This is a genomic window from Pseudomonas sp. PDM30, from assembly GCF_019218985.1.
Classification (GTDB): Bacteria; Pseudomonadota; Gammaproteobacteria; order Pseudomonadales; family Pseudomonadaceae; genus Aquipseudomonas; species Aquipseudomonas jessenii.
This window is the reverse complement of sequence record NZ_JAHUWM010000003.1, coordinates 584,920-598,778: the sequence shown is the minus strand read 5'-3', so window position 1 is coordinate 598,778 and position 13,859 is coordinate 584,920. Positions and strand designations below refer to the sequence as shown.

The 13,859-nt window shown below is 61.9% G+C and carries 11 protein-coding genes; 4 read left to right on the top strand and 7 right to left on the bottom strand.

Features of this window, described 5'->3' with window-relative positions; translation table 11 throughout:
* Window positions 1-6: 6 nt before the first annotated feature.
* Together KW840_RS10065 and KW840_RS10060 are read left to right on the top strand one after the other, a co-directional pair.
* Window positions 7-675 carry a COG3650 family protein gene (locus KW840_RS10065; RefSeq protein ID WP_090453540.1) on the top strand — a complete coding sequence of 223 codons (669 nt, stop codon included), beginning with the start codon at window positions 7-9 and terminating at the stop codon, window positions 673-675.
* A gap of 95 nt (window positions 676-770) precedes the next feature.
* Window positions 771-2,384 carry an NAD(P)/FAD-dependent oxidoreductase gene (locus KW840_RS10060; RefSeq protein WP_090453539.1) on the top strand — a complete coding sequence of 538 codons (1,614 nt, stop codon included), beginning with the start codon at window positions 771-773 and terminating at the stop codon, window positions 2,382-2,384.
* A gap of 143 nt (window positions 2,385-2,527) precedes the next feature.
* On the opposite strand, the gene KW840_RS10055 is transcribed toward KW840_RS10060, so the two are convergent.
* Window positions 2,528-3,625 carry a PLP-dependent cysteine synthase family protein gene (locus KW840_RS10055; RefSeq protein ID WP_218495121.1) on the bottom strand — a complete coding sequence of 366 codons (1,098 nt, stop codon included), beginning with the start codon at window positions 3,623-3,625 and terminating at the stop codon, window positions 2,528-2,530.
* Window positions 3,626-3,872: 247 nt separating this feature from the next.
* Here KW840_RS10055 and nhaA point away from each other — a divergent pair, with 247 nt between their 5' ends.
* On the top strand, window positions 3,873-5,060 hold the full coding sequence (nhaA, locus tag KW840_RS10050) for a Na+/H+ antiporter NhaA (protein WP_057716110.1): 1,188 nt from the start codon (window positions 3,873-3,875) through the stop codon (window positions 5,058-5,060).
* 105 nt (window positions 5,061-5,165) lie between these two features.
* Here nhaA and KW840_RS10045 read toward each other — a convergent pair whose 3' ends face one another.
* Window positions 5,166-5,630: a glycine zipper 2TM domain-containing protein gene (locus KW840_RS10045; protein ID WP_057716111.1), complete on the bottom strand. Its 465-nt coding sequence runs from the start codon at window positions 5,628-5,630 to the stop codon at window positions 5,166-5,168.
* A gap of 222 nt (window positions 5,631-5,852) precedes the next feature.
* Between KW840_RS10045 and KW840_RS10040 the strand changes: the two genes are divergently transcribed.
* Window positions 5,853-6,032, top strand: coding sequence for a hypothetical protein (locus KW840_RS10040; protein WP_256353246.1), 180 nt, complete (start codon window positions 5,853-5,855; stop codon window positions 6,030-6,032).
* Window positions 6,033-6,037: 5 nt separating this feature from the next.
* Here the strand turns inward: KW840_RS10040 and pdxH are convergent, their stop codons facing one another.
* From pdxH to dinG, 5 genes are all read right to left on the bottom strand, one after another.
* On the bottom strand, window positions 6,038-6,685 hold the full coding sequence (gene pdxH, locus KW840_RS10035; RefSeq protein WP_057716113.1) for a pyridoxamine 5'-phosphate oxidase: 648 nt from the start codon (window positions 6,683-6,685) through the stop codon (window positions 6,038-6,040).
* A 24-nt stretch (window positions 6,686-6,709) separates the two neighbouring features.
* Window positions 6,710-7,699 (bottom strand): OmpA family protein, encoded by a 990-nt coding sequence (locus tag KW840_RS10030; protein ID WP_218495059.1) that lies wholly within the window; start codon window positions 7,697-7,699, stop codon window positions 6,710-6,712.
* A gap of 113 nt (window positions 7,700-7,812) precedes the next feature.
* A complete protein-coding gene (locus tag KW840_RS10025) occupies window positions 7,813-8,958 on the bottom strand; it encodes a serine hydrolase domain-containing protein (RefSeq protein ID WP_057716115.1) in 1,146 nt (381 codons plus the stop codon).
* A gap of 129 nt (window positions 8,959-9,087) precedes the next feature.
* On the bottom strand, window positions 9,088-11,580 hold the full coding sequence (locus KW840_RS10020; protein WP_218495058.1) for a beta-galactosidase: 2,493 nt from the start codon (window positions 11,578-11,580) through the stop codon (window positions 9,088-9,090).
* A gap of 96 nt (window positions 11,581-11,676) precedes the next feature.
* A complete protein-coding gene (gene dinG / locus KW840_RS10015) occupies window positions 11,677-13,821 on the bottom strand; it encodes an ATP-dependent DNA helicase DinG (protein ID WP_007992389.1) in 2,145 nt (714 codons plus the stop codon).
* Between the last annotated feature and the right edge of the window lie 38 nt (window positions 13,822-13,859).

Genomic DNA, 13,859 nt, shown 5'->3' with positions numbered 1-13,859 from the left:
CCCAAGATGCGTGTTGCCCGTTCCTTAGTCCTCGTTGCCCTGCTTCCGCTGTTCGCCGCTTGCCAGTTGTTCGAGGGTGAGCGGCAGAACGCCTCCCATGTCGGCCAGACACGCATGCAAGGCCAGTTGACCGCGGCGGACGGCAAACTGCTGTTCCAGCCGTGCAACCAGACAAACCGCTACGTGGTCAACGACACGGGCGGTACCAGCGTCCTGCAGCAGGCCGCAAACCTGGCGGACAAGCAGGGCAAGCTGTTTGCCGACGTGCGCGGGCGGGTTGTGGCCGGCGGCGGTGGTGACGGCCAGCTCGATCTGGAGCAGTTGTACCGCGTCGAGCGCTCGGGCACCGCGTGCGACGATCCGAATTTCAAGCTGCTGATCCTGCGCGCCGCCGGCCACACCCCGGAGTGGAGCGTGAAAGTCAGCGGCAAAGGCATGGTCCTCGACCGGGCCGGCCAGCCGCCGTTGGCCGTGCCTTACGTCGAGGAGCAACTGGGCGATGGCCGTTTCAACCTCAGCACCGAAGCCAACAACCAGCACATCGAACTGTGGGTTGCACCGCAACGTTGCGTCGACAGCAGCACCGGCAGCATCCAGCACATGAGCGCCGAGCTGCGCATCGACGGTCAGGTACAGCGCGGCTGCGGGTATTTCGGCGGATCGCGCGACGACTGATCGTTTAAGCCTCACGGGCCTGCGCCTTTGAGGCTTATAATCGCGGGTTTCAAACGCCCTGGCGCAGTTGTGCGCCCCGCGAACCGGATCCCGCCATGTTACGAATCACCGAACTCAAGTTGCCGATCGACCATCCCGAAGAAGACCTGCGCCCTGCCATCGTGCAGCGCTTAGGGCTTGCCAGCGATGACCTGCTCGATTTCACCTTGTTCAAGCGCAGCTACGATGCGCGCAAAAAGTCCTCCGAACTGTGCTTCATCTACACCATCGACCTTGAAGTTCGCGATGAGGCGGCGGTACTGCACAAGTTTGCCGATGACCGTAACGTCAACGTGGCACCGGATGTCAGCTACAAGGAAGTCGGCCAGGCGCCGGCCGATCTGAGCGTGCGGCCGATCGTCGTCGGCTTCGGCCCGTGCGGGATTTTCGCCGGGCTGCTGCTGGCGCAAATGGGCTTCAAGCCGATCATCCTCGAACGCGGCACCGAAGTACGCCAGCGCACCAAGGACACCTGGGGCCTGTGGCGCAAAAGCGTGCTCAACCCGGAATCCAACGTGCAGTTCGGTGAAGGCGGCGCGGGGACGTTCTCCGACGGCAAGCTCTACAGCCAGATCAAGGACCCGAAATTCCTCGGCCGTAAAGTCCTGCACGAATTCGTCAAGGCCGGTGCTCCGGAAGAAATCCTCTACGTCAGCAAACCGCACATCGGTACGTTCCGTCTGACCGGCGTGGTGGAAAACATGCGTGAGCAGATTCGCGCCCTGGGCGGTGAAGTGCGCTTCCAGCAGCGCGTCACCGACGTGTTGATCGAAGATGGCCAACTGGTCGGCGTCGAACTCAATGGCGGCGAACAGATCCACTCGAAACACGTGATCCTGGCCCTCGGCCACAGCGCCCGCGACACCTTCCGCATGCTTCACGGCCGTGGCGTGTTCATGGAAGCCAAGCCGTTCTCGGTGGGTTTCCGCATCGAGCACCCGCAGTCGCTGATCGACCGTGCGCGCCTGGGCAAGTACGCCGGCCACCCGAAACTGGGCGCCGCCGACTACAAGCTGGTGCACCACGCCAAGAACGGCCGTTCGGTCTACAGCTTCTGCATGTGCCCGGGCGGCACCGTGGTGGCGGCGACTTCCGAGCCAAACCGCGTGGTCACCAATGGCATGAGCCAGTACTCGCGTAACGAGCGCAATGCCAACTCCGGCATCGTCGTCGGCATCACGCCGGAAGTCGATTATCCGGGCGGCCCGCTGGCCGGTATCGAGCTGCAGGAACGCCTGGAGTCCCACGCATTCGTGCTGGGCGGCAGCAACTACGAAGCGCCGGCGCAACTGGTCGGCGATTTTATCGCGGGCAAACCGTCTACCGAACTGGGCAGCGTCGAGCCGTCCTACAAGCCGGGCGTTGCCCTGGGTGATCTGGCGCTGGCACTACCGGCATTCGCCATCGAAGCAATTCGCGAAGCCTTGCCGGCATTCGAGAAGCAGATTCGTGGTTACTCGCTGCACGACGCAGTGCTGACCGGGATCGAGACCCGCACTTCGTCGCCGCTGCGCATTACCCGTAACGAGTCGTTGCAGAGCCTGAACGTGAAGGGCTTGTTCCCGGCCGGTGAAGGGGCCGGTTATGCGGGCGGGATTCTGTCGGCGGGTGTTGACGGGATTCGCATTGCCGAGGCTGTGGCTCGGGATATCCTTGGCCTGGAAGCCTGATACGCGATCCCGGAAATAATGCAAAACCCTGTGGGAGCGAGCTTGCTCGCGATAGCGGTAAATCAGTCAACATAGGTGTTGAATGTTATGCCACCATCGCGAGCAAGCTCGCTCCCACAGGGGTATTCAATGTCTGAAAGATCTCAGATATTGGCGCGCAAAACCGAGTCCGGCAACGGCTCACCCCGCGCCACCGTCGCTGCCACCGCAGCCATCAAACCACTCAGCTCATACCCCTGAGCCTTGAGCCAGCCCTGATCGTAATAGGTCGTGGCATAGCGCTCGCCGCTGTCACACAGAATCGCCACCATCGACCCCGTCTCCCCCGCCGTCTTCATGTGCTGGGCGGCCATCAGTGCGCCGATCAGGTTGGTCCCGCTCGACCCGCCCACATGCCGTCCCAGACGCTCCGCCAGGTAGTGCATGGCCGCCAGCGACAAGGCATCCGGCACCTTGACCATCGCGTCGATCACCTTGGGCAGAAACGACGCTTCCACGCGCGGCCGGCCGATGCCTTCGATACGCGAGCCGTGGTCCAGTCGCAGGCTGGCATCGCCGGTCTGGTAGTAATCGAAGAACACCGAACGCTCGGCATCGGCACACAGCACGCGGGTGCCATGCTGGCGATAACGCACATATCGGCCCAGGGTGGCCGTGGTGCCGCCGGTACCGGGGCTGGAAATCAGCCAGCTCGGTTCGGGATGCTGCTCGAAACGCATCTGCTGAAAGATCGACTCGGCAATGTTGTTGTTCGCCCGCCAGTCGGTGGCGCGCTCGGCGTAGGTGAACTGGTCGATGAAGTGCCCGTCGTGTTCACGGGCCAGGCGCTCGGACTCGGCGTAGATCTGGGTCGGATCGTCCACCAGGTGGCTTTGGCCACCGTAGAAGGCGATCTGCGCAATCTTCTCCTTGGACGTGGTCGCCGGCATCACCGCAATGAACGGCAAGCCCAGCATGCGCGCGAAGTACGCTTCGGAAATCGCCGTCGAACCGCTGGATGCCTCAATCACCGGCGCACCGGGCTTGAGCCAGCCGTTACACAGCGCATACAGGAACAGCGAACGGGCCAGGCGGTGCTTGAGGCTACCCGTGGGGTGGCTGGACTCATCCTTGAAATACAACTCGATGCCTGGAAAACCCGGCAGCGGCAAGGGGATCAAGTGGGTGTCGGCGCTGCGCTGGAAATCGGCTTCGATGATCCGAATCGCTTCGCGGGACCACTGTCGGTTGTCGCTCATGATGGTTTTCTCGTTGTATCGGGCAGGAGTCGGCCTTTTGACAAGGCTCATCCAACAAGCTTAGGAAAAATCCTGCATCCAGCACAGGTACAGATGAAATCCAATACGCCCGGCAACTGCTAGGCTCAGGTCGGTGCCGAGGGATCACTCTGTAACGGTATATAACAAAAAAGAATATAACTTTTGTTTTAACAACTAACGGTACTTGTTAGGGTGTAACACCTTTTGAATTCATGGATGGAGAGCGACCTTGCCTCTGCGTAGCACTTTCACGCGTTTCTTTCAGTTGGAAGCTGCCAGCGGTCTGTTACTGATCGCCGCTGCCGTTCTGGCTCTGATCATCAACAACTCGCCGCTGTCGTGGCTGTACAACGGCCTGCTGGACACCCCCGTGGTGGCGCAGATCGGCGCACTGAAAATCGCCAAGCCCTTGCTGCTCTGGATCAACGACGGCCTGATGGCGCTGTTCTTCCTGCTGATCGGCCTGGAAGTGAAGCGCGAAGTCCTCGACGGCCAGTTGTCCAAACCGTCGCAGATCGTCCTGCCCGGTGCCGCCGCCATTGGTGGCATGGTGGTGCCGGCGCTGATCTACTGGTACCTCAATCGCGACACGCCAGCCGCCCTGAACGGCTGGGCAATCCCGACCGCCACCGACATCGCCTTCGCCCTTGGCGTACTGGCGCTGCTGGGCAAACGGGTTCCGGTTTCGCTGAAACTGTTCCTGATGACCCTGGCGATCATCGACGACCTTGGCGCGATCATCATCATTGCGATCTTCTATTCCGGCGCGCTGTCGACCCTGTCTCTGGCGCTGGCCGCGACCTGTATTGCGGCGCTGATCGGGATGAACCGGCTTGGCGTGGTCAAGCTCGGGCCGTACATGATCATTGGACTGATCCTCTGGGTCTGCGTGCTCAAGAGCGGTGTCCACGCCACCCTGGCCGGCGTGACCCTGGCATTCTGCATTCCGTTGCGCACGAAAAATGCCGAACCTTCGCCACTGCTTGCCCTGGAGCATGCCCTGCACCCGTGGGTCGCCTACGGCATCCTGCCACTGTTCGCCTTTGCCAATGCCGGCCTGTCCCTGAGCGGTGTCACCGTCGAGAGCTTCACTCACCACGTCCCCATGGGCATCGCCATCGGGCTGCTGCTGGGCAAGACCGTCGGTGTCTTCGGCCTGACCTGGCTGGCCGTGAAAACCGGTATCGCCGCCCTGCCCCAAGGTGCCAATTGGGGCCAGATACTGGGCGTGGCGATTCTCTGTGGCATCGGTTTCACGATGAGCCTGTTTGTCGGCTCGCTGGCCTTCGAGCCAGGCGTGAGTGATTTCGCCGGGATGGACCGCATGGGGATCTTGACCGGTTCGATTCTGGCTGCGCTGATCGGTTATGTGGTGACGGCGATGGCGAGCCGCAAGAACAGCGCGCTGGCTTCCTGATAAACCGCCATAACGGCCGGCATCAATCAGGACTCACCTGCTGAAAAACAAAAAACCCGATCAGTCACCTGATCGGGTTTTTTGTTTTTCAGCAGGTGTTTGCGCTTAGTGCGAAACGCGGCTGGTGCCATTCACACTTGCGATGCGCACACGTTCGCCAACACGGAACACTTCGTTCGGCTGAACTTCCTGAACGTAGGCGCGCATGCTGCCATCGTCTTCGCGCACGGTGATTTCCACACCCTGGGTGCGGGTCAGGCCTTCTTCAGCGGCTGAACCGAGCAGGCCACCGGCCACGGCACCAATAACCGCTGCAACGACGCTGCCTTTGCCGCCACCGATGGCACTGCCGCCAACGCCGCCGACCACTGCACCTGCAGCGCCGCCGATCGGGGTTTTGGTGCCTTCGATTTTCACCGGGCGCAATGCTTCGATGGTGCCCATGCGAACGGTCTGCACGCGACGCGCCTCGTCACGGGAGTAGGAGTCACCGGTCAGGCTCGATTGGCAACCAGTGAGCAACATCGCCATCGTGGAAAAGGAAGCAACCAGCAGAACAGACTTACGCATAGCATCAACTCCAAAAAAACAGTTGTTCATTAAACTCCGCTGCTTGACGCCTGTCACGGCATCGCCCGGGTAAAATTGGTTTGATTCAGGCTCCGTTAAGGCGCTTCCACGAACTCACACAGTAGCGGCAAATTCGCAAAGCCGCCCCACTGGCCAAGGATTTCCATGGATTACTTTATCATCGTCGTCACGACTGTTGCCGGTTTGTACTTCCATTAGTGGCTGTACGTGCGGATCAAACGCTGGATGGACCGCGACCTGGCGCTAGCGCTGGCGGGCAAGGACGAGCAGAAAAAAGCCTTCATGCTCGAACGATTGGCGAGTGCTCAGGCGCAGAAGATCAAGCGTCGAGACCTGCCGAAGTGGCTGGAGGCCGCTGCGGCAGGCTATCCCGATCGGTAGACTGCTCAGGGTGCCAGACGTTCAAGAATCCAGTCGGCGCCCTGCTGGCGGTAATTGAGGCGGTCGTGCAGGCGGCTTGGGCGACCCTGCCAGAATTCGATGCGTTCCGGCAGCAGGCGATAACCACCCCAGTGTTCCGGGCAATGGGGCTGGGTGTCGCTGAAACGTTGCTCGGTGTCCTTGAGCAGCGCTTCGAGCTCGCTACGATCGGCGATTACCTGGCTCTGCGGCGACGCCCAGGCTCCCAGGCGACTGCCCAGTGGACGAACCTGATAGTAGGCGTCGGACTCTTCAGGCGTCACCTTCACCACCCGCCCTTCGATGCGCACCTGACGCTCGAGCGCCGGCCAGAAAAACGTCATGGCCGCGAACGGATTCGCGGCCAGATGCTGGCCCTTGGCGCTTTCGTAGTTGGTGAAAAAGGTGAAGCCCAGTTCGTCCAGGCCCTTGAGCAACAGAATGCGACAGTGCGGTCGACCGTCCTGGTCAACGGTGGCCAGGGTCATGGCGTTGGCTTCCACCGGGACCTGTTCGGTTTTCACCGCGTCGGCGAACCATTGGTGGAACAACGCAAACGGCTCGGCCGGGGCTTGTGCCTCGGTCAAGCCATCACGGGTGTAGTCACGACGCATATCAGCCAGGCCCTGGGTCATGGCGCATTCCTTTTGGTTAACGAATCACTGCTTTGCAGTATCAGTGGCGGCGACTTTCTTGTCAGCCGTCGAGGCTTTGGCTGGCGTGGTCTTTTTTGCCGGTGTTGCGGTTTTCGCAGGTGTTTTCTTGGCCGGGGCTTTCTTCGCCGAAGCTTTTTTCACCGCTGGAACCGCAGCCTTTTTAGTCGCAGGGGCCGGTGTCACAGGCTTGGCGACCGGCTTGGCGTCCGCGGCAGCAACCATGCTTACCGGGGCGGGAGCCGGCATGTTGTACTTGCTCAGCAGCGCGACCATGGTGTTTTGAGGGGTCACCAGCAATTCCACGCGACGGTTCAACGCACGACCTTGCACGCTGTCGTTGGCGGCACGCGGCGCATCACCGCCCAGGCCACGCAGCATCAAGCGATCACGCTGCAAACCACTGAGACGGAAAATCGCCGCAACGGACTGGGCACGCTCCTGGCTCAGTTTGACGTTGGCAGGCACAGCGCCGGACGTATCGCTGTGGCCGAGGATCAACACAGCAGTCTTTGGATCGGCTTCAAGGATCTTGGCAACGCGGGTGAACGGACCGAGCGTGACCGGCAACAGCATGGCCGGACGATCAGGGTTGAACGAACCTTCGACCGGCGCAGTCACCACCAGCACGTTTTCGCGGCGCTCGAGTTGCATGTTGCTGCCCTTGACCGCCTCCCGCAGACGCGGTTCATAGTCGTCAAGCCAGGCCTGGGTGACTTTCGGGTCGGGCATCGGCACAGCCTTGGCGGCGCTCTGCTCGCTACCGCCGAACGGCCAGTACCACTTGGCCTTGGCCACCGCAACCGGTTTGACTTCAGGTTTCACCTCCGGCTTGACCACAGGCTTGCCGGCACTGTCGTCGGAACTGAACGGCCAGTACCAGTGGCTGCCGCTTTCAGTCTTGGCGACAGGTGCCGTCACGTCTTTCTGTGGAGTCTGTGCGCAACCGGTAATAGCGAAGCACAGGGCCAAGGCGAGGGTTTTATTGGATGACATTGGATATCCACAAGAATGAAGTCAAAAAAATCAGGCCGCATTGGCCGGTATAAACAAACACTTTGAAACTGAAAAGGTTATCGGGTTCCAGCCCTGGAACCCGATAGCCGTTTTTACAGACAAGTGGCCAGAGCCCGCACCAGCTTTTGCGCACGCGGGTCCATCAAGACGTACGGCCCCAGGGTATTTGTCACAAATCCGAAAGCCACGTCGTGCTCCGGGTCGGCAAAACCGATGGAACCGCCGGCACCCGGATGACCGAACGCCCGCGGGCCAAGGCCGAAGGTGGCATTGGCAACGTCCGGTTGATCGAGCATGCAGCCCAGACCGAAACGGGTCCGGGTCAGTAAAGTCTTGTCCTCGCCGAGGCTGTGCTCGCGGGTCAGTTCATCGAGCATTTCGCTTTCCAGCAGGCTGCCGTCGAGCAGGCCGGCATAGAACCCGGCCAGGCTGCGGGCATTGCCATGGCCATTGGCGGCCGGCTGTTGCATGCGTCGCCACTCGGGCTTGTTGGTGCTGGTCATGATCGACGGAGGGTTGGTGAACGCCCGGGTCGTCATGGCCGCTGGCTCACGCATGGTCACTTGCAGCAGGCGCTGGGCGGCGGCATCGCCGACATTGCCCTTGCCCCGCGCAATGTGGGCCACGCGATGGAACTCTTCGTCGGCCAAGCCCACATGGAAGTCCAGCCCCAACGGTTTGGCGACCCGCGCGACAATGGATTCACCCGGCCCACGACCGTCGGCACGGCGCAGCAATTCGCCGATCAGCCAGCCATAGGTGATCGCCGCGTAACCGTGGCCTTCGCCCGGCGTCCACCACGGCGTTTCGGCGGCCAGGGCGTCGACCATGGTTTGCCAGTCGTAAAGGGCTTCGGGGGCCAGTAACTCGCGCAATGCCGGAAGGCCGGCCTGATGGCAGAGCAGTTGACGCAAGGTGACGGACTCTTTGCCGGCAGCGGCAAATTCGGGCCAGTAGCGCGCGACCGGGGCATCCAGTTGCAGCTTGCCTTCGGCCACCAATTGCAGCGCGGTGACAGCGGTAAAGGTCTTGGTGCAGGAGAACAGATTGGCGATAGTGTCGCTGTGCCAGGCCTCGGTCCCGTCCTTGTCGGCAGTGCCGGCCCACAGATCGAGGACGGTTTCGCCGCCGACCTGAATGCACAACGCTGCGCCACGTTCCTGGGGATCGTCGAACAGCGCCGCGAACGCCTCTCGCACCGCTTCGAACTTAAGCTCGTAATGACCCTGAATCTGCACCCGCAACTCCCCCGGATTAACGCTCTACAAAGTGGCGGGCATTGTTCCAGCCCTTGAGGGTTTTGGGAACAGGATTGGGCCGGGCGGTTGTGGCGAGGGGGCAAGCCCCTCGCCACAGAGTTTCAGCTTTTAATGGCCTTTGCCGGAGTGCCCGCCAGCACCCTTCCCCGGCCCCTTGCCGGCGTCGGCCTTGCGGCCGCCCTCGGCGTCGTGGCTGGCTTTGTCGGCGGCGGCCGCAGCCTTCTCGGCCTCTTTGCCCAATTGCTCGACTGTCGCCAGGTTACTTTTGCGCACGTTGTCGACAAAACCCTGGAACGGCAGATCAGTGATGCCCACCAACCCGAAGTGACCGTTTTCGCCGTCAAGCAGGCGCCCGGTGACCGGTTGATCGAGGTACTGGAACCAATGCACGCCAACAATCGACGGCTCGCTCAATGCCTGCTTGAGGAAGTTGGCGTACGCCGGACCGCGGTCTTCCTCCTTCACCAAAGGCGTAACGCCGCCCCAGAACGGGCCACGATCAGCCGAGCCGAAATTGAACTCGGTGATCAGTACCGGTTTGTCGAGACTGCGCAGCCTGGTGAAGTCGTAACCATCCTGGGGTTGCAAGGTGTACATGTTGAAGCTCAACACGTCGCAATACTGGGCGCAGGACTCCACGGCCTCCGGCGTGCTGATGGCGAAACGGCCGCCGAGCAATAGCTGGTTCGGTGCGTGCCACTTGAGCGAGTCGGAGATGGTCTTGAAGTAAGTGTCGGCAAAGACCTTCTGGAAATATTTGAAGTCGGCTTCGATTTCCGGGTGCTCGGCGCTTGGCAACGGCGGCACGAATCCCGGATCTTCCATCAGTTCCCAGGCCGCCAGATCGATGCCCCAGGCTTTCGACAAGCCAGCCTGATTGCGGTACTTGTCACGCAGCTGCTTGAGGAATGCGCGCTTGGCCGGCACGTCGGTGGTCATTTTCAAGGTGCCGTAGGCCAAGGCATACCGGGCTTTCGGGTCATCCCCGGGACCGGCCCAGGCCAGTTCGTTGTCGGCGTAGTAACCGATCAACCACGGATCGTCACGATGATCGCGGGCGGCAATGGCCACGGCACGTTCGGTGGCCATGGCGAAACGCGGGTCGAAGGGGTCGGGCATGCCGCCCCACCAGTCGGTACCGGTGCTGATGCTGGCGTAGTCGCCGACGATCGACAGCGGCAAGGTGTAGGGCACGCGATCAGCGTCGCCCAATACGGGTGCGCTCCAGTTGCCAATGGTGTTGAAGCCCCAGGCCTGCAAGCGATCAAGGGTGTGACTGGCCCAACGCTGCTCGTCGAACAGCGGCTTGCACGGTTCGGCGGTTTTTTGCTCGGCGGCTTTCGCTACCGTCGCTTCAGTCCTGGCCGCTTCGGCGACACCAGACTCGGCAGTTGCTGGCACTACAGGTTGCTCCGCCGCCTTGGCCGCGGTCGCCTCAACTGCATCCGCCTTGGCCGCCGCGGCGACGCCCGCCTTGGTATCGCTGCCCTTCACACACGGGTCGCCATACAGGCGCTGCAGGTTGGCACCGTAGAAGTCGTACCAGCGACCGGCATTGTAGCCACGCCCTTGATCGGCACCGTTGCCGCCACGGTTGTCGCCTTCGCCGTAGTGGCTGGCGAGTGCGTCATCTGCTTTGGGCAGGGATTCGAACATCCACTCACGACCGGCAACGTAGGTCGGGTTGACGTCTGCAGCGACGGTGTTAACCCCGAGCGAATAAAACGGATGGCCTTGCGGCGTCACCAGATACCAGCGTCCATCGCGTTTCTCGGTGCGGAAAAAGCCACTGGCCTTGAAGGACGGGCCTTTGGTCAAACCACCGAACTTGTCCAGGGAGGACTTCTCGCGCTCGGCCAGCCAGGTTTTCAGTTGCTGCTGCTCCTTGCTGGCGGCGCTTTTCAGTTGTTCGTCACTGCTGATTTTTTCCGGCCATTTGTTTCGGGTCGACTGGCCGTAGGCATCCACCAACCCGCCATACACGGCGTGGGTTATCGATTCACCGTCCTGCACACCAAAGCGCTCCAGCAGGATGCTTTGCGCGGCTTTGGGCTGGTCCATCGACAGGCTCACCGACACCACCCGGCTGCGATCCAGCTCACCGGCGCTGCTGGCCAGCAACACTCGCTGCCCCTCAACGGTCATCGGCATCGGCGGGCCAGCCTTCATGCCCTGGCTCAGCGGTGATGTCGCTTGCAAAGGCACCAACAGGGTTTGCGCAGGCCCCGCCGGCAGATCGACGCGGCTGACCAGTGTCTTGCCGTCGTTGCTCTGGATGGTCACGTACAGGGTCAAGGCCCAGTTCATGGCGCTCTGGATCCGCAGGCTCATGACGCCCGACTGCGACCAGTCCCAGGCGCCGCTTTGCGGGGTCAGGCGCAACGTCGGCCGGGCGACCGGGTTGAATGTCACCCGGCGCAGCACTTCGCCCTCGGGAGTTTGCTCGGCGTTGGATTGCGGCAGGCTGGCGTCCTGAGTCGCCACCTGGACCACGTCGGCGGGGCGCACAAAGTTGAACAGCGTCTGCTGGCTGGCGGGGGCGGCCAACAGCGGTGTTGCGAACAGCAGGGTAAAAACAGCAGGCAACGAACGGCAAATCATGAGAACGAAATTCTCCCTAACGACCTTCAATGGGCCAGTGGAAAAGCGATGGCAGAGAGATAGACAACGCGGCGGGCAAAACTGCCCACCGGTGCTTCAGGAAATTTCTCGACGGAACGGCGGCAACGCGTTGAGGATGGCTTTGCCATAGCGCTGGGTCACCAGGCGCCGGTCGAGCAAGGTGATGGTGCCGCGGTCTTCTTCGGTGCGCAGCAAGCGACCGCAGGCCTGGACCAGTTTCAGCGAGGCGTCCGGCACGGAGATTTCCATGAACGGATTACCGCCCCTGGCTTCGATCCATTCGGCCAGCGCCGCTTCGACCGGATCATCGGGTACCGAGAAAGGAATCTTGGCAATGACCACGTGCTCGCAATAGGCGCCGGGCAAGTCGACCCCTTCGGCGAAGCTCGCCAGGCCGAACAACACGCTGGAATCGCCGCCATCTACCCGCGCCTTGTGCTTGTTCAGGGTTTCCTGTTTCGACAGGTTGCCCTGGATGAACACTTGCTTGCGCCAGTCGCGGTCCAGGCCGTCGAACACGTCCTGCATCTGTTTGCGCGAGGAAAACAGCACCAGCGTACCCCGCGAACCTTCGACCAGCTCAGGCAAGTCACGAATGATCGCGGCGGTATGCGCCGCTGCATCACGGGGATCGGCGTTCAGGTTCGGCACCCGCAACACACCGGCGTCGGCATGATGAAAGGGGCTTGGGACCACGGCGGTCACGGCTTTTTTCGGCAGGCCAGCGCGCATGCGAAAGCGATCGAAGGTGCCGAGGGCCGTCAAGGTCGCCGACGTCACCAGGCAGCCATACGCCACGTTCCACAGGTTGCGCCGGAGCATTTCCGCCGCGAGGATGGGGCTTGCATTGACCTCGATATCGAACAGCGAGCCGCTTTCGGCCAGGGTCAGCCAGCGCGCCATGGGCGGGTTGTCTTCCGGGTCTTCGACGGTGAAGGCGGTCCACAACTCCCAGTTGCCGGAAGAACGCGACAACAAGCTGCCGAACAGCGGATACCACTCCTCGGCCTGGTTGCTGGCGATGCCAATGTTGACCTCGCCGTCCATGCCTTCCTTGAGCAACTCGGTCAGACGGGTGAACAGATCGGTCAGCCGCGCGAAGCCTTTCTTCAGCTCGATGCCCATTTCACGCATGTGCTCGGGAATCACCCCGCCGACGAATCGGTGACGCGGGCGCTCGCGGCCTTCGACGTCTTCGCCGGGCTTGAAATCGGCAATCTGCTCGCACGCGGTGAACATGAACTGCTGCTGGGTCTTGATCTCCCGCGCCAGTTCCGGCACCTGCTCGATCAACTTGCCCAGGTCCCCCGGCAATGGATGCTGGGCCAGAAGTTTGGTGAGGTTCTTGGCGGTGGTTTCCAGCCAGTCGGCGGTGGAGCGCAGGCGCGTGTAATGGGCGAAGTGGCCGATGGCCTTGTCCGGCAGGTGATGGCCTTCGTCGAACACGTAGATGGTGTCGCGCGGGTCCGGCAGCACGGCGCCGCCGCCCAGGGCCAGGTCGGCCAGTACCATGTCGTGGTTAGTGACGATCACGTCGACCTTGCCCATGCCTTCGCGGGCCTTGTAGAAGGCGCACTGGCCGAAGTTCGGGCAATGACGGTTGGTGCACTGGCTGTGATCGGTGGTCAGGCGCGCCCAGTCGGCGTCTTCCAGGGCGGTGGACCAACTGTCGCGGTCGCCGTCCCACTTATTGCCGGCGAGTTTTTCGATCATGCTGGTGAACAGCTTCTGACTGGCCTCGTCGACCTCGATCTTGAAACCTTCTTCTTCGAACAACTGAGCGGTGGCGGTCTGCGCGTGGCCTTCCTGGAGCAACATGTCGAGCTTGGACAGGCACATGTAGCGCCCGCGCCCCTTGGCCAGGGCGAAGCTGAAATTCAGCCCGCTGTTGCGCATCAGGTCAGGCAAGTCCTTGTAGACGATCTGCTCTTGCAGGGCCACGGTGGCCGTCGCGATCACCAGGCGCTTGCCGGCGGCCTTCGCCGTGGGAATCGCCGCCAGGCTGTAGGCCACGGTCTTGCCGGTACCGGTGCCGGCTTCCACCGCGACAATTGCGGGGTCGCCACTGCGCCGGCCTTCGTCGTCGGTGTCGATGTCACCCAGGACCTTGGCGACTTCGGCGATCATCAGGCGTTGGCCGTAGCGCGGCTTGAGGCTCTTGGCTTCGAGAAAACGCGAGTAGGCGCCCTGGATCGTGGTTTTGAGTTCAGTGCTGATCATGGATTGTCGGGCGCAAAAAACGCTGGATAAATTTTCAG

Excerpts from the sequence above, each read along its gene's own strand:
- KW840_RS10065 (WP_090453540.1), top strand. The coding sequence starts at position 7 with ATGCGTGTTGCCCGTTCCTTAGTCCTCGTTGCCCTGCTTCCGCTGTTC.
- KW840_RS10060 (WP_090453539.1), top strand. The coding sequence starts at position 771 with ATGTTACGAATCACCGAACTCAAGTTGCCGATCGACCATCCCGAAGAA.
- KW840_RS10045 (WP_057716111.1), bottom strand. The coding sequence starts at position 5,630 with ATGCGTAAGTCTGTTCTGCTGGTTGCTTCCTTTTCCACGATGGCGATG.
- pdxH (WP_057716113.1), bottom strand. The coding sequence starts at position 6,685 with ATGACCCAGGGCCTGGCTGATATGCGTCGTGACTACACCCGTGATGGC.
- KW840_RS10030 (WP_218495059.1), bottom strand. The coding sequence starts at position 7,699 with ATGTCATCCAATAAAACCCTCGCCTTGGCCCTGTGCTTCGCTATTACC.
- KW840_RS10020 (WP_218495058.1), bottom strand. The coding sequence starts at position 11,580 with ATGATTTGCCGTTCGTTGCCTGCTGTTTTTACCCTGCTGTTCGCAACA.
- dinG (WP_007992389.1), bottom strand. The coding sequence starts at position 13,821 with ATGATCAGCACTGAACTCAAAACCACGATCCAGGGCGCCTACTCGCGT.